The sequence below is a fragment of the Methylorubrum pseudosasae genome (assembly GCF_029504475.1).
Taxonomy (GTDB): Bacteria; Pseudomonadota; Alphaproteobacteria; order Rhizobiales; family Beijerinckiaceae; genus Methylobacterium; species Methylobacterium extorquens.
Genome location: NZ_JAQGDU010000002.1, coordinates 2,544,450 through 2,570,673, shown reverse-complemented (window position 1 = coordinate 2,570,673; position 26,224 = coordinate 2,544,450). Strand labels below are relative to the sequence as shown.

The 26,224-nt window shown below is 69.2% G+C and carries 28 protein-coding genes, 1 tRNA gene and 2 pseudogenes; 21 read left to right on the top strand and 10 right to left on the bottom strand.

Annotation, left to right across the window (positions count from 1 at the left end; genetic code table 11):
• The first annotated feature begins 21 nt into the window (after positions 1-21).
• The 6 genes from M2437_RS12930 to M2437_RS12905 all read left to right on the top strand — a co-directional run bounded on the left by M2437_RS12930 (position 22) and on the right by M2437_RS12905 (position 7,064).
• Positions 22-1,194 carry a cysteine desulfurase family protein gene (locus tag M2437_RS12930; protein WP_253387631.1) on the top strand — a complete coding sequence of 391 codons (1,173 nt, stop codon included), beginning with the start codon at positions 22-24 and terminating at the stop codon, positions 1,192-1,194.
• Positions 1,195-1,287: 93 nt separating this feature from the next.
• The gene (gene sufB, locus M2437_RS12925) at positions 1,288-2,757 is read left to right on the top strand and encodes a Fe-S cluster assembly protein SufB (protein ID WP_012255147.1); all 1,470 of its coding nucleotides are present in this window, start codon (positions 1,288-1,290) and stop codon (positions 2,755-2,757) included.
• Positions 2,758-3,043: 286 nt separating this feature from the next.
• Positions 3,044-3,796 carry a Fe-S cluster assembly ATPase SufC gene (gene sufC, locus M2437_RS12920; RefSeq protein WP_004446364.1) on the top strand — a complete coding sequence of 251 codons (753 nt, stop codon included), beginning with the start codon at positions 3,044-3,046 and terminating at the stop codon, positions 3,794-3,796.
• A complete protein-coding gene (locus M2437_RS12915; RefSeq protein WP_056153196.1) occupies positions 3,796-5,118 on the top strand; it encodes a SufB/SufD family protein in 1,323 nt (440 codons plus the stop codon). Before sufC ends, M2437_RS12915 begins: the two co-directional genes overlap by 1 nt.
• A 255-nt stretch (positions 5,119-5,373) precedes the next feature.
• Positions 5,374-6,630: a cysteine desulfurase gene (locus M2437_RS12910; RefSeq protein ID WP_253387630.1), complete on the top strand. Its 1,257-nt coding sequence runs from the start codon at positions 5,374-5,376 to the stop codon at positions 6,628-6,630.
• 50 nt (positions 6,631-6,680) lie between these two features.
• Positions 6,681-7,064, top strand: coding sequence for an SUF system Fe-S cluster assembly protein (locus M2437_RS12905; protein WP_004446369.1), 384 nt, complete (start codon positions 6,681-6,683; stop codon positions 7,062-7,064).
• Positions 7,065-7,071: 7 nt separating this feature from the next.
• Here M2437_RS12905 and M2437_RS12900 read toward each other — a convergent pair whose 3' ends face one another.
• Positions 7,072-7,200 carry a hypothetical protein gene (locus M2437_RS12900; RefSeq protein WP_268176063.1) on the bottom strand — a complete coding sequence of 43 codons (129 nt, stop codon included), beginning with the start codon at positions 7,198-7,200 and terminating at the stop codon, positions 7,072-7,074.
• A gap of 131 nt (positions 7,201-7,331) precedes the next feature.
• Between M2437_RS12900 and M2437_RS12895 the strand changes: the two genes are divergently transcribed.
• Positions 7,332-7,712, top strand: coding sequence for a HesB/IscA family protein (locus M2437_RS12895; protein WP_004446373.1), 381 nt, complete (start codon positions 7,332-7,334; stop codon positions 7,710-7,712).
• Between the two features lie 96 nt (positions 7,713-7,808).
• On the opposite strand, the gene M2437_RS12890 is transcribed toward M2437_RS12895, so the two are convergent.
• The 3 genes and pseudogenes from M2437_RS12890 to M2437_RS12880 form a co-directional block, all read right to left on the bottom strand.
• Positions 7,809-8,918 (bottom strand): GGDEF domain-containing protein, encoded by a 1,110-nt coding sequence (locus M2437_RS12890; RefSeq protein WP_373691124.1) that lies wholly within the window; start codon positions 8,916-8,918, stop codon positions 7,809-7,811.
• A 194-nt stretch (positions 8,919-9,112) separates the two neighbouring features.
• Positions 9,113-10,673, bottom strand: a pseudogene (locus tag M2437_RS12885) (DEAD/DEAH box helicase).
• Positions 10,674-10,977: 304 nt separating this feature from the next.
• Positions 10,978-11,217, bottom strand: coding sequence for a hypothetical protein (locus M2437_RS12880; protein ID WP_012255151.1), 240 nt, complete (start codon positions 11,215-11,217; stop codon positions 10,978-10,980).
• Positions 11,218-11,571: 354 nt separating this feature from the next.
• Between M2437_RS12880 and M2437_RS12875 the strand changes: the two genes are divergently transcribed.
• The 7 genes from M2437_RS12875 to M2437_RS12845 all read left to right on the top strand — a co-directional run bounded on the left by M2437_RS12875 (position 11,572) and on the right by M2437_RS12845 (position 15,920).
• Positions 11,572-12,438: an outer membrane protein gene (locus M2437_RS12875; RefSeq protein WP_003606597.1), complete on the top strand. Its 867-nt coding sequence runs from the start codon at positions 11,572-11,574 to the stop codon at positions 12,436-12,438.
• 664 nt (positions 12,439-13,102) lie between these two features.
• On the top strand, positions 13,103-13,507 hold the full coding sequence (locus M2437_RS12870; RefSeq protein ID WP_003605903.1) for a hypothetical protein: 405 nt from the start codon (positions 13,103-13,105) through the stop codon (positions 13,505-13,507).
• Positions 13,508-13,663: 156 nt separating this feature from the next.
• Positions 13,664-13,936: a hypothetical protein gene (locus M2437_RS12865; RefSeq protein ID WP_253387627.1), complete on the top strand. Its 273-nt coding sequence runs from the start codon at positions 13,664-13,666 to the stop codon at positions 13,934-13,936.
• Positions 13,937-13,998: 62 nt separating this feature from the next.
• Positions 13,999-14,400: a DUF2934 domain-containing protein gene (locus M2437_RS12860; protein WP_253387626.1), complete on the top strand. Its 402-nt coding sequence runs from the start codon at positions 13,999-14,001 to the stop codon at positions 14,398-14,400.
• 198 nt (positions 14,401-14,598) lie between these two features.
• Entirely contained in the window at positions 14,599-14,889 is a 291-nt protein-coding gene (locus tag M2437_RS12855) for a hypothetical protein (protein ID WP_182568939.1), read from the top strand.
• Between the two features lie 14 nt (positions 14,890-14,903).
• Positions 14,904-15,575, top strand: a complete 672-nt coding sequence (locus M2437_RS12850; protein ID WP_182568937.1) for an HAD family hydrolase — start codon at positions 14,904-14,906, stop codon at positions 15,573-15,575.
• Positions 15,576-15,722: 147 nt separating this feature from the next.
• Entirely contained in the window at positions 15,723-15,920 is a 198-nt protein-coding gene (locus M2437_RS12845) for a hypothetical protein (RefSeq protein WP_003605893.1), read from the top strand.
• Between the two features lie 122 nt (positions 15,921-16,042).
• Here M2437_RS12845 and M2437_RS12840 read toward each other — a convergent pair.
• Positions 16,043-16,737 (bottom strand): annotated as a pseudogene (locus M2437_RS12840) (ABC transporter ATP-binding protein).
• Positions 16,738-16,951: 214 nt separating this feature from the next.
• Between M2437_RS12840 and M2437_RS12835 the strand changes: the two are divergent.
• The 7 genes from M2437_RS12835 (at position 16,952) to rplA (ending at position 20,955) form a co-directional block, all read left to right on the top strand.
• Entirely contained in the window at positions 16,952-17,602 is a 651-nt protein-coding gene (locus M2437_RS12835; protein WP_012255158.1) for an arylesterase, read from the top strand.
• Between the two features lie 6 nt (positions 17,603-17,608).
• Positions 17,609-18,175, top strand: coding sequence for an RNA 2',3'-cyclic phosphodiesterase (gene thpR, locus M2437_RS12830; protein ID WP_253387624.1), 567 nt, complete (start codon positions 17,609-17,611; stop codon positions 18,173-18,175).
• A gap of 237 nt (positions 18,176-18,412) precedes the next feature.
• Positions 18,413-18,489, top strand: a tRNA-Trp gene (locus M2437_RS12825).
• A gap of 197 nt (positions 18,490-18,686) precedes the next feature.
• Positions 18,687-18,989: a preprotein translocase subunit SecE gene (secE, locus tag M2437_RS12820; protein WP_015824155.1), complete on the top strand. Its 303-nt coding sequence runs from the start codon at positions 18,687-18,689 to the stop codon at positions 18,987-18,989.
• Positions 18,990-19,032: 43 nt separating this feature from the next.
• Positions 19,033-19,566, top strand: coding sequence for a transcription termination/antitermination protein NusG (gene nusG, locus M2437_RS12815; protein ID WP_003597503.1), 534 nt, complete (start codon positions 19,033-19,035; stop codon positions 19,564-19,566).
• 229 nt (positions 19,567-19,795) lie between these two features.
• The gene (gene rplK, locus M2437_RS12810) at positions 19,796-20,245 is read left to right on the top strand and encodes a 50S ribosomal protein L11 (RefSeq protein ID WP_003597508.1); all 450 of its coding nucleotides are present in this window, start codon (positions 19,796-19,798) and stop codon (positions 20,243-20,245) included.
• 11 nt (positions 20,246-20,256) lie between these two features.
• Positions 20,257-20,955 carry a 50S ribosomal protein L1 gene (rplA, locus tag M2437_RS12805; RefSeq protein ID WP_003597509.1) on the top strand — a complete coding sequence of 233 codons (699 nt, stop codon included), beginning with the start codon at positions 20,257-20,259 and terminating at the stop codon, positions 20,953-20,955.
• 316 nt (positions 20,956-21,271) lie between these two features.
• On the opposite strand, the gene M2437_RS12800 is transcribed toward rplA, so the two are convergent.
• The 5 genes from M2437_RS12800 to M2437_RS12780 form a co-directional block, all read right to left on the bottom strand.
• Positions 21,272-22,510, bottom strand: a complete 1,239-nt coding sequence (locus tag M2437_RS12800; protein WP_253387623.1) for a cytochrome P450 — start codon at positions 22,508-22,510, stop codon at positions 21,272-21,274.
• Positions 22,511-22,514: 4 nt separating this feature from the next.
• The gene (locus M2437_RS12795) at positions 22,515-23,777 is read right to left on the bottom strand and encodes an NAD(P)/FAD-dependent oxidoreductase (RefSeq protein WP_253387622.1); all 1,263 of its coding nucleotides are present in this window, start codon (positions 23,775-23,777) and stop codon (positions 22,515-22,517) included.
• The gene (locus M2437_RS12790; protein ID WP_253387621.1) at positions 23,774-23,995 is read right to left on the bottom strand and encodes a ferredoxin; all 222 of its coding nucleotides are present in this window, start codon (positions 23,993-23,995) and stop codon (positions 23,774-23,776) included. Before M2437_RS12790 ends, M2437_RS12795 begins: the two co-directional genes overlap by 4 nt.
• 154 nt (positions 23,996-24,149) lie before the next feature.
• Positions 24,150-25,232 carry an acyltransferase family protein gene (locus M2437_RS12785; RefSeq protein ID WP_253387620.1) on the bottom strand — a complete coding sequence of 361 codons (1,083 nt, stop codon included), beginning with the start codon at positions 25,230-25,232 and terminating at the stop codon, positions 24,150-24,152.
• Entirely contained in the window at positions 25,229-26,113 is an 885-nt protein-coding gene (locus M2437_RS12780; RefSeq protein ID WP_253387619.1) for a glycosyltransferase family 2 protein, read from the bottom strand. The genes M2437_RS12785 and M2437_RS12780 overlap by 4 nt, the downstream gene beginning before the upstream one ends.
• Positions 26,114-26,224: the final 111 nt, after the last annotated feature.

Sequence of the window (26,224 nt, the reverse complement as noted above, 5' to 3'; positions counted from 1 at the left end):
GATACGGAGCGAAACGGCAGGATGATGTCCGGCGCGCGCAGCTATCTCGATCACAATGCGACTTCTCCGGTGCGTCCGGAAGTCGCGTCTGCGGTCGCGCGCGCGCTCGCATTGCCCGGCAATCCCTCCTCGATCCATCAAGAGGGCCGCGCCGCGCGCCATGCACTGCAGACGGCGCGGGCGGGACTCGCCGCCCTGCTCGGCGCGACGCTTGAGCGCATCACCTTCACCAGCGGCGGCACGGAAGCCGCCAACACCGTGCTCTCCGGTGCGCTTCGGAAGGCGGGCCTCCCCGCCCCCACCCGGCTGATGATCTCGGCCACAGAGCATCCGTGCGTCGCCGCCGGCCACCGCTTCGCACCGGACGCGGTCGAGGTGCTGCCGGTGGATGGGGCCGGCCTGCTGCGGCTCGACCTGCTCGCGGCCCGGCTCGAAGCCTGCCGCGACGAGGCGGTGCTGATCTCGGTCCATGCCGCCAACAACGAGACCGGGGTGGTGCAGCCGCTGGCCGAGATCGTGCGGCTCGCTCGCGCTCACGGACGGGCTCTGGTCCACAGCGACGCGGTCCAGGCGGTCGGAAAGATCCCGCTCGATTTTTCCGCCCTCGGCCTCGATGCCCTGACCCTGTCGGGCCACAAATTCGCCGCGCCGAAGGGCGTCGGCGCGATGGTGCTGGCCGACGGCGTGAGCCTGGAGACGGCCTTCCTGCGCGGGGGCGGCCAGGAGGCGCGCCTGCGCGGCGGCACCGAGAATCTTTCGGGCATTGTCGGCATGGGCGAGGCGGCGGCGATCGCTCGATCCAGCCTGGAAGCCGAGGTGGTGCGGCTCGCGGGCTTGCGCGACGCGCTCGAAGGGCGGCTCCGGGCCATCGCTCCGGACATGGTGGTGTTCGGGGAGGGCGCGCCGCGCCTGCCCAACACCCTGAGCTTCGCCGTGCCGGGCCTCGCGGCCTCCACGGCGCTGATCGCCCTGGATCTCGCCGGCCTGTCCGTGTCGTCGGGCTCGGCCTGCGCCTCGGGCAAGGTGGCCCGTTCCCCCGTGCTCGCGGCGATGGGCGTGAGCCCTGCGCTCGCCGCGGGGGCGTTGCGCGTGAGTTTCGGCTGGAATTCGCGCCCGGAAGACCTCGAACGCTTCGCGGCGGGGTTCGAACGGGTCGTGTCGTCCCTATATCAGAGGCGAGGGCAGGCAGCCTGAGCGCCGCCCGCCCAAGCCATTCTTTCGGCGGCAAACCCGCCGTGTCGTTGGAAACCCCCGGTCCTTGACGCCGGAGTCGGTAGGAGACGCTGAATGCCTGCAGTGCAGGAGACCATTGATCGGGTCCGCTCGATCGACCTCGACCAGTACAAGTACGGTTTCGAGACCGTGATCGAGATGGAGAAGTCCGAAAAGGGCCTCTCCGAGGACGTCGTTCGCTTCATCTCGGCCAAGAAGAACGAGCCGGAATGGATGCTCGAATGGCGCCTCGACGCTTATAAGCGCTGGCTCACGATGAAGGAGCCGGAATGGGCCCGGGTCGAGTACGACCGGGTCGATTACAACAACATCTACTACTACGCCGCGCCGAAGCGTAAGGGCCCGGAATCGCTCGACGAGATCGATCCCGAGATCCTGAAGACCTACGAGAAGCTCGGTATCCCGCTGCGTGAGGTCGAGGTGCTGGAAGGCATCGCGCCCGAGCGCCGCGTCGCGGTCGATGCGGTGTTCGACTCGGTCTCGGTGGCGACCACCTTCCGGAAGGAGCTCGAGAAGGCCGGCGTGATCTTCATGCCGATCTCCGAGGCCATCCGCGAGTACCCGGACCTCGTGAAGAAGTACCTCGGCTCGGTCGTGCCGGTGACCGACAACTTCTTCGCCACGCTGAACTCGGCCGTCTTCTCCGACGGCTCGTTCGTCTACATCCCGCCGGGCGTGCGCTGCCCGATGGAGCTGTCGACCTATTTCCGCATCAACGAGCGCGACACCGGCCAGTTCGAGCGCACGCTCATCATCGCCGACAAGGGCTCCTACGTCTCGTATCTGGAGGGCTGCACCGCCCCGAAGCGCGACGACAACCAGCTCCACGCCGCGGTGGTCGAGTTGGTCGCCCTGGAGGATGCCGAGATCAAGTACTCGACCGTCCAGAACTGGTACCCCGGCGACAACGAGGGCAAGGGCGGCATCTACAACTTCGTGACCAAGCGCGGCGATTGCCGCGGCGCCCGCTCGAAGATCTCGTGGACGCAGGTCGAGACCGGCTCGGCGATCACCTGGAAGTATCCGTCCTGCATCCTGCGCGGTGACGATTCCCGTGGCGAGTTCTACTCGATCGCGGTGTCGAACGGCATGCAGCAGGTCGATTCCGGCACCAAGATGATCCATCTCGGCAAGAATACGACCAGCCGGATCATCTCGAAGGGCATTTCGGCGGGCCGTTCGCAGAACACCTACCGGGGGCTCGTCTCGGCCCACAAGAAGGCCAAGGGCGCGCGCAACTTCACCAACTGCGACAGCTTGCTGATCGGCGACCAGTGCGGGGCGCACACCGTGCCCTACATCGAGTCGAAGAACGCGTCGGCCGTCTTCGAGCACGAGGCCACCACCTCGAAGATCTCCGAGGACCAGAAGTTCTACTGCCTGCAGCGCGGCCTCTCCGAGGAGGAGGCGACCGCGCTCATCGTCAACGGCTTCGTCCGCGACGTGCTTCAGCAGCTGCCGATGGAGTTCGCGGTGGAGGCCCAGAAGCTGATCTCGATCAGCCTCGAAGGCTCGGTGGGCTGACGCGCTTCGACACGGACAGAACGAATGTCCCTCCCCCACGGATATCGGGTTTGCCCGATATCCGCATTCCTGAATGCCCAAGTCGGGCAAGCCGGACTTGAGAAGCGGGGGAGGGTGCCTGCCAAGCAGGCGGGAGAGGGGCCGCGCGACGCGGCCGGATGGGGCGCCCGGAAGCGACCTCTCCGGAACCGGCGCTCCCGTCTCCCGACCCTCGCCGACGCGAGGGCCACCCTCCCCCGCCGAGGGGGAGGGAAGGTCATCGGAATTGAATTAGGACTATCGAACGATGCTTGAGATCAAAAACCTCGTCGTGCAGATCGAGGACAACCGCATCCTCAACGGCCTGAACCTGACCGTGAACGACGGCGAGGTCGCCGCGATCATGGGCCCGAACGGGTCGGGCAAGTCGACGCTCTCCTACGTCATCGCCGGCAAGGAGGACTACGAGGTCCTCGACGGCGAGATCCTGCTCGACGGGCAGAACGTGCTGGAGATGGCGGCCGACGAGCGCGCCGCCGCCGGCATCTTCCTCGCCTTCCAGTACCCGCTGGAGATCCCGGGCGTGGGGACGATGACCTTCCTCAAGGCCTGCCTCAACGCGCAGCGCAAGGCCCGCGGCGAGGCCGAGCTCTCGACCCCCGACTTCATCCGCGCGGTGAACGCGGCCGCGGACAAGCTCGAGATTAACAAGGAGATGCTCAAGCGCGCCCTCAACGTCGGCTTCTCCGGCGGCGAGAAGAAGCGCATGGAGATCCTCCAGATGGCGCTGCTGCAGCCGAAGTTCTGCGTGCTCGACGAGACCGATTCCGGCCTCGACATCGACGCGCTGCGCATCGTGTCCGAGGGCGTGAACGCGCTGCGCGCGCAGGGTCGCTCGTTCCTCGTCATCACCCACTACCAGCGGCTCCTGAACCACATCGTGCCCGACACCGTGCACGTCATGTCGAAGGGCCAGATCGTGAAGACCGGCGGCAAGGAGCTGGCGCTGGAACTCGAGGCCTCCGGCTACGCCGAGTACCGCACGAGCGAGGCTGCGTGATGGCCGACGTCACCAATCTCCGCTCCCCCGCCGAGGCCGGCCTCTCCAAGCTGTTCGAGTCCGCGCGCAAAGGCTTCGCCAGCGAGCAGGCGATCAGCCGCGAGGAGGCGTTCCGCTTCTTCGAGGCGACCGGCCTGCCGAGCCGCCGGGTCGAGGCGTTCAAGTATACCGACCTGCGCGCCGCCATCACCGAGGCCGCCCCGCCCGCCGAGGCGCCGAGCGAGGACGCGGCCCGGGCCGCCGTCGCCGGGACCACGGGCTTCAACGCGGTCGAGGCCGTCCGCCTCACCTTCGTCAACGGCCATCTCGTCGCGTCCCTGTCGGATCTCGACCGGGTGCCCGAGGGCGTGACGGTCACGCCGCTCAACGAGGCGATGGGCAAGGGCGACGCCCGCCTGAAGCTCCTCGCCCCCGTCGAGCAGGTGCGCGAGAACCCGATCTACCAGCTCAACACCGCCTTCCTGGCGGACGGCGCGCTGATCTCGGTCGCCCCCGGCGCCAAGCCGGCGACGCCGATCCACCTGCGCTTCGTCGGCACGGGTGAGGCCGCCTTCTCGACCGCGACCCGCGTTCTGGTCGATGTCGGCGCCGAGGCGGAGTTCTTCCTGCTGGAGAGTCACGAGGGGCCGGCCGGGCTGACCTACCAGCCCAACGACGCGCTCGACGTGCATATCGGCGCCGAGGCCGCCTTCCGCCACACCCGGCTCAACCGGGAAGGGGACGCGGCCGTCGCCCTCTCGACGCTCTCGGTGCGCCTCGACGCGCGGGCGCAGCTCGAGACCGTCAACCTCGTCACCGGCGCCAAGCTCTCGCGTCACCAGATCTACCTGCACGTCGCGGGCGAGGACGCCAACGCCGTGGTCAACGGCGCGACGCTGCTCGGCCACGGCCAGCTCGCGGACTCGACCCTGCTCGCCGACCACGCGGCGACGGGCGGCGTCGGCCGCGAGATGTTCAAGACGGTGATCGACGGCGATTCCACCGGCGTGTTCCAGGGCAAGATCATCGTCCGCCAGGTCGCGCAGCAGACCGACGGCAAGATGAAGTCCGACTGCCTGCTCCTGACCGACGACGGTCAGATGATGAACAAGCCGGAGCTGGAAATCTTCGCCGACGACGTCGCTTGCGGCCATGGCGCCACCTGCGGCGCGCCGGACGAGGATCTGCTGTTCTACCTCATGGCCCGCGGCCTGCCGCGCGCCACCGCCGAGAGCCTGCTGGTCCAGGCCTTCGTCGGCGAGGCGGTGGAGACGGTCACGCATGAGGGCGCCCGCGCGGTGCTGATCGGCGGGATCGAGGCGTGGCTGGCGTCGAGAGGGTAGGGCGCCGCCCACAACCCGACCCGCGGATCGCCGGCCTGCCGGGGATCCGCAGGTCCCTGCCCAGGTCGGGCACCCCCACCCTGAGCCTCATCCCGAGGGGGCCGCGTCAGCGGGCCTCGAAAGGACGGCTCAGGGGATACCGACGAAATTGGGAGGTCTCCTTCGAGGCCTCCGCTTCGCTCCAGCACCTCAGGATGAGGGGAGTGAAGGGAAAGACGGCTCTATGACGGGCCGCGCCGCTTCGAGGTCGAGACGATGAACGCACCCGTCCGTACCACTGCCCAGGACTCGTCCTACGACGTCGAAGCGATCCGGAAGGAATTCCCGATCCTGTCGGAAAAGGTCTACGGCAAACCGCTGGTCTATCTCGACAACGCCGCCTCGACGCAGAAGCCGCGGGCCGTGATCGACGCGATGGTCTCCTGCATGGAGACCGGCTACGCCAACGTGCACCGTGGCCTGCACTACATGGCCAATGCCGCGACCGAGGGGTTCGAGGGCGCGCGCGAGACCACGCGCCAGTTCCTCAACGCGACCTCGACCGACGAGATCATCTTCACCCGCAACGCGACCGAGGCCTACAACCTCGTGGCCTCCTCCATGGGCTGGGCCGGGCTGATCGGGGAGGGGGACGAGATCATCCTCTCGATCATGGAGCACCACTCCAACATCGTGCCCTGGCATTTCCTGCGCGAGCGGCGCGGCGCCGTCATCAAGTGGGCGCCGGTCGATGACGACGGCAACTTCCTGGTCGAGGAATACGAGAAGCTCTTCACGCCGCGCACCAAGATGGTGGCGATCACCCACATGTCGAACGTGCTCGGCACGGTGACGCCGGCCGAGGAGATCGTGCGCATCGCCCACGCCCACGGCGTGCCGGTGCTGCTCGACGGAGCGCAGAGCGCGGTGCACCGCCCGGTCGATGTGCGCGCGCTCGATTGCGACTTCTTCGTCTTCACCGGCCACAAGGTCTACGGGCCGACCGGCATCGGCGTGCTCTACGGCAAGAAGGAGTGGCTCGACCGTCTGCCGCCCTACCAGGGCGGCGGCGAGATGATCCGCACGGTGAGCCAGGACGCGATCACCTACAACGATCCGCCCCACCGCTTCGAGGCGGGCACGCCGGCGATCATCGAGGCGGTCGGCCTCGGCGCGGCGCTGGAATTCATGATGAAGCTCGGCCGCGACAAGATCGCCGCGCATGAGGCGATGCTGACCGCCTACGCCCAGGAGCGGCTCGGCGCGATGAATTCGATCCGCCAGATCGGCAATTCCCGCGACAAGGGCGGCGTCATCGCCTTCGAGGTGAAGGGCGCGCACGCCCACGACATCGCCACCGTGATCGACCACCAGGGCGTCGCGGTGCGGGCCGGCACCCACTGCGCGATGCCGCTGCTGACGCGCTTCGGTGTCACCTCCACCTGTCGCGCCTCGTTCGGTCTGTATAATACGACGCAGGAAATCGATGTCCTGGCCGCGGCTCTGGCCAAGGCCGAGATGCTGTTCGCCTGATACTTTTGGGAATTTCGGCCGTCGCCCGCGGCGGCCGAGGGAGAGACTCGATGAGCACCGACGCCACCATCACCGGCGGCACCAACACCCCCGCCCTCGCGGCCGCCTCCGCGATCCCGGCCGAGGAAATCGATCGCCTGACCGACGACATCGTCGTGGCGCTCAAGAGCGTCTACGATCCGGAGATCCCCGCCGACATCTACGAGCTCGGCCTGATCTACCGGGTGCAGATCGAGGACGACCGGCGCGTGCTGATCGACATGACGCTGACCGCCCCCGGCTGCCCGGTGGCCGGCGAGATGCCGGGCTGGGTTGAGAACGCGGTCTCGGCGGTTCAGGGCGTCCAGTCCTGCTCTGTCACGATGGTGTTCGACCCGCCGTGGGACCAGAGCCGGATGTCCGACGAGGCCCGCGTCGCGCTGGACATGTGGTAGCAGCGCCTCAGCGGACCGACCGGCCCGGCTCGAAGGCCACGTCCTCGTAGATGTCGGCGAGCGCGAGCCGCGCTCCGATGGCGGGAAGGCCGATCACGGCGTCGAGCGTCTCGAAGCTCTCCCACCGATTCAGCATAGCACGGCTGTAATCGTCCGGTGTGCCGGGTCTCCTGGTGGACCGGCGCCGGGGGAGTGCTTATCTTTGCAGGTGTACGAAAACCCCTCACCCGCCCGGGCCTTGAACCCGGCCGCAGGAGAGAGACCCCAATGTCCAGTTTCAAGGTGATCACGCTGACCGACCGCGCCGCGGACCGGCTCAAGGCGATCATGGCCGATGCGGAGACGCCGATCGCCGGTTTGCGCGTCGGCGTGAAGAACGGCGGCTGCGCCGGCATGTCCTACACGATGGAATATGCCGAGGAGCGGAAAGCCGGCGAGGATGTGATCGAGGACCGGGGCGTAACCGTGTTCATCGATCCCAAGGCGGTGCTGTTCCTGCTCGGCACCGAGATGGATTTCCAGACGACCAAGCTGTCGTCCCAGTTCGTGTTCAACAACCCGAACCAGACGTCGGCCTGCGGCTGCGGCGAATCCGTGGCGATCACGCCGGTCAATCCCGAGCGGCTCACGGCCGGCGCTACGGCCTGATCGGCGCTGCCTCGTCTCGCAGACCGGACGAGGCTTGAGCGCATGGCTCTCGCCTCGTCCCGGAGGCCGCCTTTCGGGACGAGGCTCTCTTCCGTCTCAGGCGACGTCGCGCAGGTTCTCGACTTCGGTCTCGTCGAGGGTGCGGTTGCGGCCGGCGCGCTTGGCGGCGAACAGGCAGGCGTCGGCTCGTTCCAGCAGGGAGACCGCGTTGTCGTCCTCGCGCTGGGTCGCGACGCCGAGCGAGACCGTGACCTTGCCGAGCGATTCGCCGGTGGAGCGCTTCACCAGTTCGCGGCCGGTGACACCGATGCGCACCCGCTCGGCGATGGCGCGCGCCTCGACCCGGTCGGTTTCCGGCAGGACGATGCCGAATTCCTCGCCGCCGAACCGGGCGAGCGTCGCGTTTCTCTGACCGATATGCTCGCGCATCACGATGGCGACGAGGCGCAGCACCTGATCCCCGGTCAGGTGGCCGTAGAGGTCGTTGAAGCGCTTGAACGAATCAATGTCGATCACGATCAGGCTCGCCGGCTTGCCCTGCTGCGCCGAGGCAGACTGCAGATCGACGCTCTTGCGGAGCGACTCCTCGAAACTCTTGCGGTTGCCCAGCCCCGTCAGGGCGTCGGTCAGGCTCTCCAGACGGGCCGCCTCCAGCGTCTCGCGCAAGGCCTCGATCTCGCTGCGGCTCTCGCGCATCCGCGCTTCGAGGGTGCGGTTGTTGGCGGTCACGTCGCGGGTGTTGGCGATGATCGTCGTCACGACCTCGCGCAGACGCGCCCGGCTCGTGGCCGTGTTGGCGATGTCGTGGGACAGGGCCTGAAGCGACTCGCCGTACTGGGCGGTGGAGCGGATCGACACCTCGATCATTTCCATGATGCCCTCGACCTCGGCGATGAGGCTCGAATTCATCCGATCCACCTCCACGGCCATACGGCGGCCGTCGATGTAGGTGTCGTGGAGCCCCTCGATGTCGGCGCTGGTCAGCGTGCCGTTCTGCGTCGTGAGCCGTTTGACCGCATCGTTCATCAGCGGCTGCGTGCCGGAGACGTAGAGATACCACACGGCGTAGGCCCGCGGCGTCGCGCAGGCACAGTAGTCGCGCATCAGCTCGAAGCTGCGCTGCGCGAGCACGAAACTGCGATCACGATCGGGATCGGGGCTCATCCGGTGACGTAGGCTCCTGCGGACGGGGCACGCCGCCCACATCGTCCGCTCCGCCGAAGTGTCGTCTCAGAATCTCGCCAGGACGTTAAGAGCGTCTCACAAAGCGCCCGAGCGCCGACCCTTCGCCGCGCGGGCGTTTCGATCGAAGCAGGGACCGGATCGCCCGATCCGCGCGGCGCTCGAGGAGGGCACCCATCGCGCTAGCGCGATGGGATCAGCGGGATTGGGTCAGGGAGCTACTTGCTCTTCCCGAACCCGGTCGGCTTCAGCAGGAAGGCCGGGACGTGCGAACCGAGGCCGACCGGCGTCTCGCCGTCCTCGTCGCGACGCGGGGGACGACGCTCGCCACGCGCGCGTTCGGGGGCGCTCCGGACAGGCTCGCGGGCCAACTCGCGGGGAGGGGCAGGGGGAGCGGGAGGGGCAACCGCAACCGTTTCCGGCTCACGCACCGGGTCTCGCCGGGGTGCGTCGGCGCGGCTGCGCTCGGCGGCCGGACGGCGACCTCCGCGGGAGCGGTTCTCGCTGCGGGGGCTTTCGCTCGCCGGGGCGGCACTCCGCTCGATGCTGCGCCCGCCGCTCTTGGTTTCCTCGCCCCCCTTGGTTTCCTTGGCCCGGCGGCTGCCGCGGCGGCGGCGCGGCTCGTCGCCCTCCACCTCGTCGGAGACGCTGGCAAGATCGCCGTCGAGCCAGGCGATCGGCTGACCGATCAAGCTTTCGATCGCCGAGAGCGAGCGCTCGTCGCTTCGGCTCGCGAGGGTGAAGGCCTGGCCCGAGCGGCCGGCCCGGCCGGTGCGTCCGATCCCGGTGGACGTAATCCTCCGGGTGGTGCGGCACGTCGAAGTTGAAGACGTGGCTGACGGCGGGGATATCGAGGCCGCGCGCGGCGACGTCCGAGGCCACCAGCAGCGGAACCTCGCCGCTGCGGAAGCCGTCGAGGGCGGCCATGCGGGCGCGCTGGTCCATGTCGCCGTGGAGTGCTGCCGCGTTGAAGCCGTGGCTGGTCAGCGAGCGCTGAAGCTGGGCGACGTCGCGCTTGCGGTTGCAGAAGATGATGCCGTTTTGCAACTCGCTCGCCGAGCGGATGAGGTGGCGCAGCACCTTGCGCTTCTCGTGGCCCTCCGCGCCCGTCGCCACGAGGCGCTGCTCGATGGTCGTGGCGGTGGAGGCGGGACGCGCCACCTCGACCCGCTGCGGGTTGTGCAGGAACATGTCGGCCAGCCGCTCGATCTCCGGCGGCATCGTCGCGGAGAAGAACAGCGTCTGGCGCGTGAAGGGCACCATCTTCACGATGCGCTCGATGTCGGGAATGAACCCCATGTCGAGCATCCGGTCGGCCTCGTCGATGACGAGAAGCTCGACGCCGGTCAGCAGCAGCTTGCCGCGCTCGAAATGGTCGAGCAGGCGCCCCGGCGTCGCGATCAGCACGTCGGTGCCGCGGGTGAGCTTGGCGTCCTGGTCGGCGAAGGAGACGCCGCCGATGATGAGCGCCACGTTGAGCTTGTGGTTGGTGCCGTAACGCTCGAAGTTTTCCTCGACCTGCGCCGCGAGTTCGCGGGTCGGCTCCAGGATGAGCGTGCGCGGCATGCGAGCCCGGGCGCGGCCGGTCTCCAGCATGGTCAGCATCGGCAGGGTGAAGGCGGCGGTCTTGCCGGTGCCGGTCTGGGCGATGCCGAGCACGTCGCGCCGGGCGAGCACATGCGGGATCGCCTGGGCCTGGATCGGCGTCGGCTCGGTGTAGCCGGCCGTGGTGACGGCTTGGAGTACCTTGTCGCTCAGTCCAAGATCGGCGAAAGACATCGGGTAGGGAAAACCATTGTGCGCGTGAAGTGGGCCGATCAGGGGCTCGAAAGCTCGCGCCGGCGGCGGATCGCGAGAGCCGTGCGCGGTACGCCATCACGCGTCCGAACGCGCGCGACACTTAGACCCCTGTGCCTGCTTGTCAATCGACCGAGACAGCGCAGCCTCCTCCCGCGCGGGCGGGGTACGGTTGCGTCGACGGCATCCCGAGACCGTCTCAAACCCGTGCTCGCGTAAGGCCGACGTCTCCGGCCTCGCCTTGCCAGCCTCGCCTTGGCGGTCGTCTCGAGTCCCGCCGCGAAGGTCAGTCGCGCGCGCTCGTGCCGAGGGCGCCGCGGAGCGCGCAGGGGTCGAGCCGCAGCGACTGCGCCTTGACGCCGATCGAGCCCGTCACCTCCGGGTCGCCTCCCCGGTGAACCGGCTTGCCGACCGGTTGGGCAATGTGGTGGGCGAGGGCGGTGGCGCCGAGGCCGACGATCAGCGCGGTCTTGATCGACCATGCGAGGGGGCCGCGCGGTCTGGGCGAGCCGGAATCGAAGGACATGGGCAGCGCAATCCATCGGGCCGGCCGGATCCGGGATCGGGCGCCGGCGCGGGGGAATGATCGCCCGAGCGTGGTTAACGCGGCCTTGCGCGGCGGGAGACACCGACCGTTAACCGTATTGTCTTCAAGCTGTGCTGAATGGTTTGACTGTTGCCGGTTTTCGACAAGACGAAGCAACGATGTGCGCAAAGACACGTCGGGCCTGATCGAGCGCTTACGGCTGGGTAAGCTTCACCTTTCGTTGACGGATTCAGGTGCATTGATCGCTTCATCGCTGGAGGGCGACGGATACCGGGGAGCTCCCCGGGCCACTTCACACCAACACCGGCTCCCGCCAAATCAGGACACGACACGATGAAAATCCTGCTTCTTGCTTCGAGCGCGCTCGTTGCCGCCACCGTCGCCGCCTCGGCCGCCGACCTCCCGCGCCGCGCGGCTCCGCCGCCGGTGTTCCAGCCGGTGCCGGTGTTCACCTGGACGGGCTTCTACGCCGGTTTCAACGCCGGTTACGGCTTCGGCACCCAGGACGACCGCGTCCCGACCGTGATCGGCGTCGGCCCGGCCTCCCTGCTCGTGCCCCCGGGCACCACCGCCGTGGTCGCCTTCAGCAACCGCGAGTCCAACGAAGGCTTCGTCGGCGGCGGTCAGATCGGCTACAACTACCAGTTCACCCCGGGCTCCGGTGTCGTGATCGGTGTCGAGGCCGACGCCCAGTACGCCGATTTCGGCCGTGACCGGAACCGTTTCCTCTCGACCAGCCCGCTGGCCGCCCAGCAGGTGTTCAATCCGGGTGGTCTGTCCGGCCTCGACTTCTTCGGCACCGTCCGCGGTCGCCTCGGCTACGCCTTCGACCGCACCCTCGTGTACGGCACCGGCGGCTTCGCCTACGGCTCCGGCGGCGGTCGTGAGTTCGGCACCGGCGTGTCGAGCAACGACTTCCAGACCGGCTGGGCCGCCGGTGGTGGTATCGAGTACGCTCTCCCGACCGACTCGTTCCTGAACTTCTTCAAGTCTTCGGCCGTGACGCTGAAGGTCGAAGGTCTGTACGTGAACCTCGATCGCGGCACCGGTGGCCGTGGCGCCTTCGCGACGGACAACCAGGGCCGCACGGTCTCCATCGGCAGCCCGGGCACCGTGCTCGTCAGCGGTGGCCAGCAGGTCCGCGACACCGAGTTCGCCGTCGTCCGCGCCGGCCTGAACTACAAGTTCGGCTCGTACTAGGACCCGGATCTCCGGCGGTCCCTCACCGGACCGCCGGACCTCCCCCAGAAGAGCCCGGCCTCGCGCCGGGCTTTTTCGCGTGGGGTGGCTCGCCTCGCATGGATGCCGCGGTTAAGGTCTTGTTGACCATCCCGGCCGATCCTGTTCGGCCCGGAAGCCCGCGATGCGGGAACCGGCGCCCGCAACCGCCATGGCGAGACCCGCGCATCCGCATGACAACCGGCATGACATCGGGCTGCACGGCACGAGGCGCCGCGCGGCGCACGGCATCGGCACGTCCGGGCCGGCTCGCGCTCCTCGGCGCGGCCGTGTACGGGATGGCCCTGTGTGGGTTCCCGTGCGGACCGATCTCCGCTGTCCGGGCGGAGGAGCCGCTCTATCTGCGGATCCGCGCGAACCCGGACACCCGGCTCGCCGGGACTTCAACCTCTGGAACTGCGGCCTCCGGGCCGGCCGCCGCAGCGACGGCGCGCGAATCCGTCTGGGAGCGCAGCGACCGGCGCGCCCGGATCGCGATCGCTTCGGTTTGCACCGGATGCCTTCCCGCGCGTTCCGACCCGATTGCAGTCAGGCCGTCCCCCGTGGCGGAGGCTGCGACCGCCGACATGCCTTCGCCGCTTTCGTCACCCTCTCCATCGCCCTTTGCACCGACAGCAGGTGATCCATGACCCAGGCCCATCCGACCACCGGCGCGACCGTCGATCCGGAATGCCCGGTCTCCCTCGAACGACTCGGCGAGGTCTACCGCGCCGACGACTACGATCTGCCCTACATCCTCGAGGAGATTCCGGCGCTGACCCGCGCCAAGCTCGCCGCCTATCTCTACGGCAAGAGCCACATGCACCAGCTCGGCCTTAAGGTGGCCCGCGCCTGCGAGCGCGACGACCTGGTCCAGGCGGTGGGCGAGATCGGCTCGGTGATCTACGGCCAGTCCCGGTTGAAGCCCGCTCAGGCGGCGCCGGAGGTCGAGGTGCCGGCCGGGCGCGGCAAGGGGGGGCAGGCCGCCCCGCCGAAGAAGGTCAAGATCAGCCTGGGCGGTTCGGCCGCCAAGGGCCGCAGCTTCGATTGAGCCGCAATTCCGTTCCCGGCCGCCAACCCCCGGAGGCGGCCGGGAATGGCGCTCGAACCTGTGTCTCTGCGCCGTTCCCGAGCCCGGCCCTGCGCCGTTGCGGGCCGTCGTGACCTTATCAGATCGATGCCGTGTGACGACGAGAGGGCAGGTTCGATGTATGCGACGTGGTGGAAGCTCGGCCTTGACACGACCCTGCTCGCCTTCGAGGCGCAGTCGGTGATCGCCCTGCGGATGGCCAAACTCGCGGCCGGGGGCAGCGGTGCGCAGGTGGAGGCGCAGCGGATGGTGAGCGAGAAGCTGCTCGCGGCCAGCGAGGCGGCGATGCAGCTCGCGACGGGCGCCTCGCACGGCGCGGTCGTGGCCGGCTACCGCCGCAAGGTGCGCGCGAACCACCGCCGTCTTTCCCGCGCTGCGCAACGCGGTTAACCGCCCCTTAACCATGCGCTTCCATCGTTCGAACTCACGTCGGACGATTTCGGGAGAGCGTTATGGTGCTGTGCGAGAAAAGCGTGCGCGAGCGCGCCTACTACATCTGGGAAGGTGAAGGCCGGGTTTTCGGTCGCGCCGAGGCCCACTGGCTTCAAGCCGAATCCGAGCTGCGTCAGGCCCCGGTTGCGGCGCTGATCGAAGCCGAGGCGTCCGCTGCGCCGGCCAAGGTCGCCAAGCCCCGCGCCGCCCGCGCCAAGGCAGCAGTGCAGGCCCCCGCCGAGGCTCTGGCGAGCGTCGCCAAGGCTGCCAAGGCCAAGGCACCGGCCAAGACGCCTGCTAAGACGCCTGCCAAGACCTCCGCGAAGGCCGCTGAGAAGCCCGCCGCCAAGGCGGTGAAGGCGGCACCCAGGGCCAAATCGGCAGCCAGCCGCGCCGGAGCCGAAGCGGTCGTCCTCCACTGAGCCGCCACTGAACGAGACGCGGTTCGAGAGCCCGCCGCCCTCCGGGGCCGGCGGGCTTCGCTTTTGAGGCCCATTCGGGGAAAGTCGGGGCAAAAGTCGGGGCGAGCGAGCCCAAGGCCCCGGAACGCGGACCAGGCTCGGCCGTTTCCCTTCGCGCTCTGCGGGCGGAGCGCGGCCACGATTGGGGGATGACAAGCGATGCGCACGTTGATCGGACGAGGTGCTGCTGCCGTCTTCCTCGGCACGATGCTGGCGGCCAGCGCCGCCGCGGCGGGGCCCATGCGGCCAGGCGACTCGTTCTACACCGGCCCTGCCGTGCCGGCGGTGAGCGGCCGGGCGCCCTGGAACGCGCCCTGGGAATACGATTCCGGCAGCGGTAACGACCGTCGCCCCGAGCTGCCCTACTACCAGCAAGGCCGCGGTCAGCAGACCGGCGGGCCCGCCCGCAATCTCCTCCCCGATGACGGCCTTCAGCTGTTTCCGCGCTGAGAGGGTCTGATTCGATGTCCGCTCGCATCAAAGCCGTCGTCTTCGACATCGACGGCACGCTGCTCGACAGCGTCGATCTGCACGCCCGCGCCTGGGTTGAGGCCTTTGCGCATTTCGGGATCGAGACGAAGGAGGCCGAGGTCCGCCGCCAGATCGGGAAGGGCGGCGACCAGCTCCTGCCCGTCTTCGTCGACGCGGACCGGCTCGCCCGCGAGGGCGAAGCGATCGAGGCCTACCGCTCCGATCTGTTCAAGCGGTCTTATCTCGCGCAGGCCAAGCCGTTTCCCGCGGTGAAGGCCCTGCTCAGCCATGTGCGGGATGCAGGCCAGACCGTCGCGCTCGCGTCCTCCGGCAAGGCCGACGAGGTGGAAAACTACCAGAAAATCCTGGGCATCACCGACCTCGTCGACGTGGTCACGACCTCCGACGACGCCGACCGATCCAAGCCGCATCCCGACATCTTCGAGGCGGTGCTGAAGAAGCTTCCCGGCCTCCCCAAAGACGCGGTGATGGTGATCGGGGATACTCCCTACGACGCGCAAGCCGCTGCAGGGGCTGGGCTTTCCACGATCGGCGTCCTGTGCGGCGGATTCCCGGAGGCCGAGCTGTCGGCGGCGGGATGCATCGCGATCTACCGCGATCCGCAGGATCTGCTCGACGGCTACGCGCGCTCGCCGCTCGCCTGACGACGTGCCGGCTTCACAAAGCTGTGAAGCGCGGCGCGGGCGCTCGAAGGAACCGCTAACTGCGAGCCGGCAAACCTATGGCCTTGCGATTTGGAACCGTTTAAGAGCCCGCCCCGCGGGGGGCGAGCCCGTTTCCGGATGCGACTCATGCAGACCACGGCCGAGACGTTCATGGCGACCTCGAAATCGATCCAGCAGCAGGTTGCCGAGGCCATTGAGGACCGGGCTCTGCCGATCAGCCGGCTCCTGCGTCTGATGTGGGCCCTCGACGCCGACCGCAGCGCGGCCAACCAGAACCTGCGGGCTCAGCTCCGCGCCCGGATTGGCGCCCCGCTGAGCGCCTGATCCTTCTGTTTGCCGCGCCGCCTGACGCGACGCGCGAGCAGACGGCTTCAACATCCGACACGTGCTTGCCTTTCGGCGCCCGACCGGCACCGGAAGGCATCGTTTTTCCAAGCCCTGTTTACTTAGGCTTCTTGCGCCTCGGCCGGCGCTTCGATCCGGCCGGCGCGTAGGCGTACGGTACGGTCGCACAGCCGGGCGAGGCCGGGATCGTGCGTCACCAGCACCAGGGTCGCGCCGCGGTCGCGCTTGAGCCCGAACAATAGCTCCACGATCTGCCGTCCCGTCGCCTCGTCGAGGTTTCCCGTCGGCTCGTCGGCGACCAGGATCGCCGGATCGGGCGCGAGCGCACGGGCGATCGCCACCCGCTGCTGTTCGCCGCCGGAGAGCTGCGCCGGGTAGTGCCGCAGCCGGTGGCCGAGCCCCACCGCCTCCAGTTCCGCCGCCGCCCGTCCGTGCGGATCGGATGCGTTGGCGAGTTCGAGCGGCAGCGCCACGTTCTCCAGCGCGGTCATGGTCGGGACGAGGTGGAAGGCCTGGAATACGATGCCGATGTTGCGGCCGCGGAAGCGCGCGAGCCCGTCCTCATCGAGCCCGCCGAGATCCGTGCCGGCGATGGTGACTTGGCCGGTATCGGGCCGCTCCAGCCCGGCCATGACGGTGAGCAGGGTCGATTTTCCCGAACCCGACGGGCCGACGAGTCCGACCGCCTCGCCGCGCTCGACATCGAGCGAGATGCCGCGCAGGACATGCACCCGCGCGCGGGGCCGCGGCCGAGGCTCAGCTCGATCTGCGACAGAGAGACGGCCTTGTTCGACATCAGGCACCGACCGATCTTGGCGGGGAATCTTGGCAGGGAAGTTGGCGAGCAGCTTGGCAACCACCCGGACATGTCCGAGCGAAAGGATACGGTCTTGCACCATGCGAACGAAGCGGAAGCCGGACCCGGCAGGCTTGTGTCATGCTTGGGCGCCCGGCGCGAGGCGGCCGCACCCGATGTGGGGCCGCGCCGCCTTCGGCGCAGGGCCGCGCTGATGCTCCTCTTCGCCGCAGCTACGCTCGTCGGCGCCGCGGGCCTGCTGCCCGGCTCGGCCCGTGCCGAGCCGGCGCCGCTCAAGCTCGTGGCCTTCGGCGACAGCCTCACCGCCGGCTACCGCCTGCCGGCCGACGCCGCCTTTCCCGCGGTGCTGGAGCGGGCGTTGAAGGCCAAGGGGTACCGGGTCGAGATCGCCAATGCCGGCGTGTCGGGCGACACCAGCACCGGCGGGCTCGACCGGCTCGACTGGTCGGTGCCGGACGGCACGCAAGCGGTGATCCTCGAACTCGGCGCCAACGACATGCTGCGCGGCACCGATCCGGCGGTGACGCGCAAGGCGCTCGAGACGATCATCGCGCGGCTGAAGGAGCGCAACATTCCGGTGCTGCTCGCCGGCATGCTGGCCGCACCGAACCTCGGCACGGAGTACCGCGCCCGGTTCGACGCGATCTATCCCGACTTGGCCAAGGCGCACGGCCTCGTGCTCTACCCGTTCTTTCTCGACGGCGTGACGGGCCAGCGCGCCAACACCATGGATGACGGGCTGCACCCGACCGCCAAGGGCGTCGAGCGGATCGTCGAGGGCATCCTGCCGAGCGTCGAGACCTTCCTGGGCCGCCTGGGCCAGAATCCGGAGAAGAAGGGGTAGCGAACCATGCCGCGCCTGTTCACCGGGCTCGAGATCCCGCCGGACATCGCCGAGCGGCTGTCGTTTTTCCGCGGCGGCCTGCCCGGCGCGCGCTGGATCGAGCCGAGCGACTACCACGTCACCCTGCGCTTCCTCGGCGAGATCGACGACATGATCGCCGCGGATGTCGATGCCGGCCTACGGGAGGCGCGGGTGCGCGCGCCGCTCACCGTGACGCTGGACGGGCTCGCGAGCTTCGGCGGAGACCGGCCGCGGGCGCTCTACGCCTCGGTCGTCCCCACGCCGGAACTCGTCGACCTGCAGGAAGAGCACGAGCGCATCGCCCGCCGGGCCGGGGCCGCACCTGAGCGGCGCAAGTTCACGCCGCATGTGACGCTGGCCCGCCTCAACCGCGAGGCCTCCCCGGAGGCCGTGGCGCGAAGGCTGACGGAGGCGGGGGTGTTTCCCCGCCTGACCTTTACGGCGCGCCGCGCCGCCCTGTTCTCCGCCCGCACCTCGCGCGGCGGCGGGCCCTACCTCGTCGAGGCGGCCTATCCCTTCGCGGAAGCGGATTTCGAGCTGGACGATGAATAGCGATGACTCTGTTTTTCGCTGGGCCTCAAGTGCCGGCGGCCGCCTCCGCGGCCTCAGGCTTTCGCTCCGCTTTTGTGTTCGAGCGACCGTTCCGGTCCTCGAACTCGCTCCGCGGGGCGCTCTTCGCGCCCGCAAGGCGGCAGATCACCCTTCGGGCGATGACTCTGCTTGCTGACGTCCTGCCCTTGCTTTGGGCCGCAGGTTGCGGCATGACGCGAGCCGCGCCGCGCGCGCCGTAGGAGTGTAGCTCAACTGGTCAGAGCACCGGTCTCCAAAACCGGGGGTTGGGGGTTCGAGTCCCTCCACTCCTGCCACGGCGCCCACCGAGCCCGACGCCGAGACCGACTTGGCATCCGACCCGCGGCACCCCGTCCCGAACCCATCGACAAGCCGGATCACTTGCGCTAGAGCGGGCGCATTCCGAGATCCTCAGATGCTGTCGGTGTGGGACGCGATTGTCCCCGCACCGCGATCGGTGGTTCCCGGAGCCCTGTCCGGTTTCAGTTGCGCCATGGCATCGAACGAAGCGACCAAGAAAGCCGACGCGGCCCGCGGACCCAAACGCGGCACGGCCCCCGTCGCGCCCCAGCGCCCGACCCCGCCCGCGCGCCCCGCGCCGAAGCGGGTGGGCCCGGTGGAGTTCCTGGGCGAGGTGCGCGACGAGGGCCGTAAGGTCACGTGGCCGACCCGCAAGGAAACCACCGTGACCACCATCATGGTGTTCATCATGGTCGTGGTCGCGAGCCTGTTCTTCGTCGCCGTCGATCAGGTGATGCGCTTCGCCGTCAGCCTGGTCCTCGGGATCGGCGCCTGAGTCATCGCAGGCGTCTTACGGACGCCGAGGAGTTGAGAGACCCGTGTCGAAGCGCTGGTACATCGTCCACGCCTACTCGAACTTCGAGAATAAGGTCGCCCAGTCCATCAAGGATCAGGCGGCCCAGCGTGGGCTGACCGAACTGTTCGACGAGGTCATGGTGCCGACCGAGAAGGTCACCGAGGTGCGCCGCGGCCGCAAGGTCGATGCCGAGCGCAAGTTCTTCCCGGGCTACGTGCTCGTGAAGTGCGACCTGACCGACGAGGTCTACCACCTCATCAAGAATACCCCGAAGGTGACCGGCTTCCTGGGCGCCGACAAGGCCAAGCCCGTGCCGATCCCGGACGCCGAGGCCGAGCGCATCAAGGGGCAGGTGCAGGAGGGCGTGGATCGCCCGAAGCACACCGTCTCCTTCGAGATCGGCGAGACCGTGCGCGTCTCCGACGGTCCCTTCGCCTCCTTCAACGGCACCGTCGAGGAAATCGACGACGCCCGCTCGCGCCTCAAGGTGGCGGTGTCGATCTTCGGCCGCGCCACCCCGGTCGAGCTGGAATACGGTCAGGTCGAGAAGGTCTGATTCCTTCGCAATTCGCGATCAGTCGGCACTGACTGATCTTCGATTTTCCCGGCCGGCGGCTCTGCCGCGGCCCGGAAACGGCGATGCTTTCATGAGAGCACCGCCACAACCCCGCGGGGAGATCCGCCCGGCTTCGCCTCCGGGATCCAAGGATCGCACCGCGACCTGCAACCGCCCGTCCGTCCGTGCCTCGGCAGCCCGGCGACGCGCAATTCTTGGGAGCAGTCCCATGGCGAAGAAGATCACGGGCTACGTGAAGCTTCAAGTCCCGGCCGGCGCCGCCAACCCGTCGCCGCCGATCGGTCCCGCGCTCGGTCAGCGCGGCCTCAACATCATGGAATTCTGCAAGGCCTTCAACGCGAAGACCGCGCAGATGGAGAAGGGCACCCCGATCCCGGTGATCATCACCGCGTATCAGGACCGCTCCTTCACCTTCGAGATGAAGCAGCCCCCGGTCACCTTCTTCCTGAAGAAGGCAGTTGGCCTGAAGATCGGCAAGAAGCCGGCCTCCGGCTCCAAGACCCCGGGCAAGGGCCCGACCGTCGGCAAGATCACCGAAGCCCAGCTTCGCGAGATCGCCGAGAAGAAGATGCCCGACCTGAACTGCGACTCCGTCGATGCGGCGGTCGCGATGATCCGTGGCTCCGCGCGAGCCATGGGCCTCGAAGTCGTCGCGTAAGGGAGGGCGATATGGCACGCGAAGGAAAGCGCATCCGCGCCGCCCGCGAGGGTCTGGAGCCGATGAAGCTCTACGCCATCGACGAGGCGATCAAGCTGGTGAAGTCGAAGGCTTCGGCCAAGTTCGACGAAACCGTCGAGATCTCGATGAATCTCGGCGTCGATCCGCGCCACGCCGACCAGATGGTCCGCGGCGTCTGCAACCTGCCGAACGGCTCCGGCCGGACGGTTCGCGTGGCGGTCTTCGCCCGTGGCGCCAAGGCGGACGACGCCCGCGCAGCGGGTGCCGACATCGTCGGCGCCGAGGATCTCCTCGAGATCGTCCAGGGCGGCAAGATCGAGTTCGATCGCTGCATCGCGACCCCGGACCTGATGCCGCTCGTCGGTCGTCTCGGTAAGGTGCTGGGCCCGCGCGGCCTGATGCCGAACCCGAAGGTCGGCACCGTCACCATGGACGTGAAGGGCGCCGTTGCCGCCGCCAAGGGCGGCGCGGTCGAGTTCCGCGTCGAGAAGGCCGGCATCATCCACGCCGGCGTCGGCAAGGTGTCCTTCGACGAGCAGAAGCTCGTCGAGAACATCAAGGCCTTCGCCGACGCGGTCGCCAAGGCGAAGCCCACGGGCGCCAAGGGCACCTACATCCAGCGCATCGCCGTCACCTCGACGATGGGCCCGGGCGTGAAGGTCGAGCCGTCCACGGTTCTCACCGCGTAAGTCGCGTCCGCAGGGACGTTTGGGAGAGCGCCCGGCCGAAAGGTCGGGCGCTTTTCTTTTGGTCGCTATATCTTTTCCGGTGATCCGGTGCGGTGCGAGCGCACCCCCTCTCCCCGCGCGCGGGGAGAGGGCTTTGCCGACCTCGTCGTCGGCAAAGCGAGGCGGCAGCCAAGGGTGAGGGGGGCTTGGCCGAAGGAATTCCGTCGGATGCGCCCCTCACCTTCGCCCTTCGGGCTCACCGCGCCGACGACAGGGTCGTCGCGGCCCTCTCCCCGCGTGCGGGGAGAGGGGATCCCAGCGGCACTCGGGTAGAGGATTAATCCTCCGCCACACCCTCCAGCGCCAGCCTCAGGTGCCGCGGCCCCCGCAGGGAGGCGCCGGGCCGGTAGGGCGGCGGGTCCTCGATCAGGGACACGCCCTTCAGCCGCCGCACGAGGCTGACCAGGGCCACCTCCGCCTCGATCCGCGCGAGCGGGGCGCCGACGCAGTAATGCAGCCCGCCGCCGAAGCCGAGATGGCGGTTGTCGGGCCGGTCGGGATCGAAGCGGTCGGGGTCGGGAAAGCGGATCGGGTCGCGGTTGGCGGCGGCGAGCAGGAAAATCACCGGCGCATCCTTCGGGATGGTGATCCCGGCCACCGGAATGTCGGTGAGCGCTACGCGCGTGCGGTAATGGACCGGCGGCTCGTAGCGCAGCAATTCCTCGATCAGGCGCGGGGCGAGGTCCGGCTCGGCGCGCAGGCGCTCCCCATGCTCGGGGAAGCGCAGCAGCGTCAGCATCCCGTTGGTGATCAGGTTCACCGTGGTCTCGTGGCCCGCCACCAGCAGCAGCACGGCGGTGGCGATCAGGTCGAAATCGTTCATCCCCTCCTTGTCGGTCGCGAGGTCGGAGAGGATGTCCTGCTGCGGGTCCTTGCGCTTCTCCTTGATCAGTCCCTGGAGGTAGTCGGCGATTTCGGTGAAGCAGACCTCGTTCTTGGCCCTCGTCTCCTCGTCGCCGCGCTGGTTCGGCTCCAGCGCGGTCGCGAGCTGCGTCGCCCAGCCGTGAAACTGCGCCTCGTCCTCCGGCGGCACGCCGAGCAACTCGCAGATCACGGTGACGGGGAGCGGATAGGAGAAGTCGTCGACGAGATCGATCTGGGTCTTGCCGCGCATCTTGCCGATCAGGTCGTCGGTGATCTCTTGCGTCTTCGCACGCATGCCGCGCACCCGCTCGGGCGTGAAGCAGCGCATCACCTGCCCCCGCAGGCGGTCGTGATCGGGGGGATCGCGGAAGATGAAGGGGCGGTGCCGCTTGCGGATCTCGGCCCGCACCGGCCGCACCAGCAGGTCGGTGACGGGGTGTCCGGTCCAGCGGAATTTCTGCGGGTCGGGCAGGTCGTCCGAGCTGATGCGCGGATCGGAGATCAGCCGCGCCAGCTCCGCGTGGGTGCTGACGACGTAGGTGCCGTCCTCCTGCCGCGCGACCGGGATTTTTCGCAGCTCGGCGTAGAGCGGGTAGGGGTTCGCCCGGTTGGCGGGATCGAGGATCTGATCGAACAGTGTGCTTCCGCTCACGGGATTAGGGCTCCTGCACACGGATGCGGGGCTGATCGACGGCGTCCTCGATCGGCGGGAATGGGGCGCGCTCGCGGATCGCGGCCTTGTAGGCGGGCAGCCAGCGGGCGCTGTCGATGGCGGCGGCGGCAACGGTGCGGCCCGCCTTGCCGAAGGCGGCCACGAGGCGGCGCTCTTCGAACGAGCCGTGCACCACCGCGAGGGCATCGGCGCCCTCGGTCAGGCCGACGAGCTTGATCGTCAGGCCGAATTGCTGCGACCAGAAATCGGGCAGGTGGTCGTGGCGGCGCATCGCCGAGGCGTCGCCCGCCAGCATGTTGGCGGCGGCGGTCTCGGCTTGCGCCCGGGCGTTGCCCCAATGCTCGACCGCCACGAGGGCGTCGTCGTCGTGCGGGTTCGGCCAGCGCGCCACGTCGCCCGCGCAAAAAACGCCCTCGGCGACGCGGCCGTCATGGAGCAAGGCGCGGCAGAAGGCGTCGCAGCGCAGGCCCCCCGCGTCGGCTTCCAGTCCCGAGCCGTCGAGCCACTCGACATTGCGCAGCGTGCCAATCGCCGCGACGAGACAGTCGGTCTCGATCCGCGTGCCGTCCTTCAGGATCACGGCGGCGAGGCGGCCCGCTTCCCCCTCCATTCGCTCGATCTCGGATTCGAGGCGCAGATCGACGCCCTTCTCGCGGGCGACCTCGCCGATCAGGCCGCCGAGGCTAGGGCCGAGCGCGGCCGCCAGCGGCACGGCATCGCGCACCAGCAGGGTGACGGGGATGTCGAGATCGCGGCAGGTCGAGGCGACCTCGAAGCCGATGAAGCCGCCGCCGACGAGGACGACGCGTTGCGGCTTGGTCCGCAGATGCGCGCCGAGCCGCTCGGCGTCGTCGCGGTCGCGCAGGGTGAAGACACCGGCGAGGGCGGCCTCCTCTGGGTTGGGCCAGGGCCGCGCCCGGGTACCCGTGGCGATCAGCAGGCGGTCGTAGGGCAGGCGGCTGCCGTCTTCGCATTCGACGACGCGCCCGCTCAGGTCGAGCCGGGTCGCCGGCTGCCCGAGGCGGAACTCCGCGCGCAGATCGGGATGGCAGGGCAGGGTGGTGTCGGCGGAGTAGAGCCCGCGCAGCACCTGCTTGGAGAGCGGCGGCCGGTCGTAGGGTCGGTGGGGCTCGGCGCCGACTAGGGTCAGGCGGCCGGCATAGCCTCGTTCACGCAGGGCATGGGCGGCGGCAAGACCCGCTAGCGAGGCGCCGACGACGACGATGCGTTCAGGGGGTGTCGTCACCGCGCCTCTCCGGCCGCCGCGTCGGCGGTGTCGGGGTAGGCCGTGATCGCCCGCACCGGGCAGGCATGGATGGCCCGCTCGATCTCGCCCCGTGCGGTCTCGTCCGGGGAGGGGTCGTAGACCAGCGCTTCCCGGCCGTGCAGGGCGAAATGCCCCGGCGCCGCGTAGATGCACTGCGCGTAGGCTTGGCAGCGGTTGAGATCCACGACGACCTTCATGGTGGGCAGTGATCCAGGCATCCGGGAGAGGAATGGGCCGGGGATACGGACCCGGCACCGTAGCTAGGGCGGGCAGGGCGCCCCATCACGGCGGCGCGTCGACACGCCCTGCGGATCTCAAACGCACGGGCGGTGCGAGAGGATCAAATTCGCTTTAGGGACCGGCCGGTTCGATCGTCCCCAGCGTGCGCCGCCCGAGCGCCCGCGCCTTGAGGCGCAGGGCCGGCTTCTCGACCGCGTACCAGGACGCGGCAGCGACGAGCCCGGCGAGCAGAAGGGCCGGCACCAGCAGGGCCAGGGCGGAGGCCGTGGGCCAGAGCGCGTGCAGGCTCTGCTGGATCGGCCAGCCGTAGAGATAGACCCCGTAGGAGAGGTCGGCGGGCGGATCGAGGGCAGGGCGGGCCAGTGCCGGCAGGAGGCCAAGCCAGATCGCCGCGTAGCTCTCGCCGAGGAAGAGCAGCGTCCGCGCGGGGGCGTGGCCCTGCAGCAGGAAGCCCGCGGCCAGGACGAGCAGCGGCCACGGCGTGAGGCGGATGGAATCGCGCCAGAGGTAGAGGCAGGCCCCGGCGGCGAAGATCAGCGGCAGGCGCAAGGCTGTCTCGGTGCCCTTGGACATCTCGGGCCGGACCACTTCGAGCACCGCCAGCGACAGGGCCAGGGCGGCGGTGAGCGCCGGCACGGCCCAGCGCCGCCGCAGGAGCCCGAGAAGCCCGATGACGAGGACGCCGGCGTAGCAGATCGTCTCGTATTTCAGGGTCCAGACCGTGCCGAGCGGGCTGCGGAACGGGTTGGCCTCGAACAAGCCGGGCAGGCTGGCATTGCTCTTGAAGGAGAGGAGCGTGCCGCGCACGAAGCGCCACAGCTCGGGCGAGGCGTAGTACTCGGCGAGCGGCAGCCGGGTGAGGGCGCCGCCGAGCAGCAGCGAGACCGCCAGGGTCGCGGCGACGAGGCCCGGTCCGATGCGCAAGCTCCGGGCGATGACGTAGTCGCGCCAGCCGCGCCGGTCGTAGCTCATGGTGACGAGGAAGCCCGAGACGGCGAAGAAGCCGTTCACCGCGTGCTCGCCCAGCGAGAAGCCGGTGGTGCGGGCCAGCGGCTCGTCGAGCGCGTGGCCGGAGACGACGCTGAAGGCGTGGGAGACCACCACCATCAGGGCGAGCGCCAGCCGCAGGCCGGAGAAGGCGTTGTGCGGGCGCGCCAGCGCCTCCGCGATCGTCGGACCTGAGAGCAGGCTCACGGTGCCAGCCCCTCGCGGGCCAGCGCGCTCTGCCCGCGCAGGGCGGCGAGTGCGCCGGCCGCCGAGCCGCCGTAGCGCTCCAGCCCCGAGCGGCGGAAGGCGAGGGCGGCGAGCGCCGCCTTCGGCGCGTTGGTGGCGAGCATTCCAGGGCTCGGATCGGGCAGGCCGTATTTCCGCGAGACGTAGGCCCGCGACCACGCCTGATGCCAGCGCGTCCGAAACACCCGGCCCGGCGCCGGGGCCGAGGAGCGCCCTCGCCCGTGCAGGGCCACCGCGCCGTGGACGTGGACCAGCGCACGCCCCGCATCGGCCACCCGGCGGCAGAGGTCGTCGTCCTCGTAGAAAAGGAAAATGTTTTCGTCGAAGCCGCCGAGGTCGAGGAAGAGGGCGCGCTCGATCATCAGGCAGGCGCCCGACAGGAACGGCGCGCAGGCATCGCCCTCGGGAAGATCACGCCGGCCTTTCGGGTTGGTGAGGTAGGGCGCCAGCAGCGAGCGCGGCTGGTAGAAGAAGCGCCCGTCCGGTTCGTGGATGCGCGGCGCCAGGAGGCCGGCGTCAGACCAGGCCTGCGCCGCGGTCAGCAGCGCGGCGGCGGCGCCCGGCTGCAGCACGAGATCGGGGTTGAGGATGAGGACGTGCCGGGCCCCCTCGGCGGCGCGCACGCCGATATTGTTGGCGCGGCCATAGCCCTCGTTGCGGGGATGGGCGATCACCCGTGCGCCGTGGGCTTCCGCCACCGCCACCGAGCCGTCGCGGCTGGCATTGTCGACCACGATGGCCGGAACGCCTTCGCGCGCGAGCGCCGCGAGGCAGGCGGGCAGGGCGTCCGCGCTGTCGTGGCTGACGACGATGGCGGTGAGGGGAGTGGGCTGGGGCGGCATCAGGTCCTGCGCGGCTTCCCTCCCCTTCGGTGGCGGGTGGCCCCGAAGGGGGCGGGCGAGGGGAGCGCCGTTTCCGACAAAGCGGAACCGGCCCCTCACCCGCCTGCTCCG

Bases quoted from the DNA above. Each gene is read 5' to 3' on its own strand.
- M2437_RS12835 (WP_012255158.1), top strand. From the start codon at position 16,952: ATGCTCCTCTTCGCCGCAGCTACGCTCGTCGGCGCCGCGGGCCTGCTG.
- M2437_RS12870 (WP_003605903.1), top strand. From the start codon at position 13,103: ATGACCCAGGCCCATCCGACCACCGGCGCGACCGTCGATCCGGAATGC.
- M2437_RS12865 (WP_253387627.1), top strand. From the start codon at position 13,664: ATGTATGCGACGTGGTGGAAGCTCGGCCTTGACACGACCCTGCTCGCC.
- M2437_RS12850 (WP_182568937.1), top strand. From the start codon at position 14,904: ATGTCCGCTCGCATCAAAGCCGTCGTCTTCGACATCGACGGCACGCTG.
- M2437_RS12915 (WP_056153196.1), top strand. From the start codon at position 3,796: ATGGCCGACGTCACCAATCTCCGCTCCCCCGCCGAGGCCGGCCTCTCC.
- M2437_RS12860 (WP_253387626.1), top strand. From the start codon at position 13,999: ATGGTGCTGTGCGAGAAAAGCGTGCGCGAGCGCGCCTACTACATCTGG.
- secE (WP_015824155.1), top strand. From the start codon at position 18,687: ATGGCATCGAACGAAGCGACCAAGAAAGCCGACGCGGCCCGCGGACCC.
- rplA (WP_003597509.1), top strand. From the start codon at position 20,257: ATGGCACGCGAAGGAAAGCGCATCCGCGCCGCCCGCGAGGGTCTGGAG.
- rplK (WP_003597508.1), top strand. From the start codon at position 19,796: ATGGCGAAGAAGATCACGGGCTACGTGAAGCTTCAAGTCCCGGCCGGC.
- M2437_RS12895 (WP_004446373.1), top strand. From the start codon at position 7,332: ATGTCCAGTTTCAAGGTGATCACGCTGACCGACCGCGCCGCGGACCGG.
- M2437_RS12780 (WP_253387619.1), bottom strand. From the start codon at position 26,113: ATGCCGCCCCAGCCCACTCCCCTCACCGCCATCGTCGTCAGCCACGAC.
- M2437_RS12790 (WP_253387621.1), bottom strand. From the start codon at position 23,995: ATGAAGGTCGTCGTGGATCTCAACCGCTGCCAAGCCTACGCGCAGTGC.
- M2437_RS12905 (WP_004446369.1), top strand. From the start codon at position 6,681: ATGAGCACCGACGCCACCATCACCGGCGGCACCAACACCCCCGCCCTC.
- M2437_RS12880 (WP_012255151.1), bottom strand. From the start codon at position 11,217: ATGTCCTTCGATTCCGGCTCGCCCAGACCGCGCGGCCCCCTCGCATGG.
- M2437_RS12845 (WP_003605893.1), top strand. From the start codon at position 15,723: ATGCAGACCACGGCCGAGACGTTCATGGCGACCTCGAAATCGATCCAG.
- M2437_RS12855 (WP_182568939.1), top strand. From the start codon at position 14,599: ATGCGCACGTTGATCGGACGAGGTGCTGCTGCCGTCTTCCTCGGCACG.
- M2437_RS12875 (WP_003606597.1), top strand. From the start codon at position 11,572: ATGAAAATCCTGCTTCTTGCTTCGAGCGCGCTCGTTGCCGCCACCGTC.
- M2437_RS12910 (WP_253387630.1), top strand. From the start codon at position 5,374: ATGAACGCACCCGTCCGTACCACTGCCCAGGACTCGTCCTACGACGTC.
- M2437_RS12900 (WP_268176063.1), bottom strand. From the start codon at position 7,200: ATGCTGAATCGGTGGGAGAGCTTCGAGACGCTCGACGCCGTGATCGGC.
- M2437_RS12890 (WP_373691124.1), bottom strand. From the start codon at position 8,918: ATGTGGGCGGCGTGCCCCGTCCGCAGGAGCCTACGTCACCGGATGAGC.
- sufC (WP_004446364.1), top strand. From the start codon at position 3,044: ATGCTTGAGATCAAAAACCTCGTCGTGCAGATCGAGGACAACCGCATC.
- sufB (WP_012255147.1), top strand. From the start codon at position 1,288: ATGCCTGCAGTGCAGGAGACCATTGATCGGGTCCGCTCGATCGACCTC.
- thpR (WP_253387624.1), top strand. From the start codon at position 17,609: ATGCCGCGCCTGTTCACCGGGCTCGAGATCCCGCCGGACATCGCCGAG.
- M2437_RS12930 (WP_253387631.1), top strand. From the start codon at position 22: ATGATGTCCGGCGCGCGCAGCTATCTCGATCACAATGCGACTTCTCCG.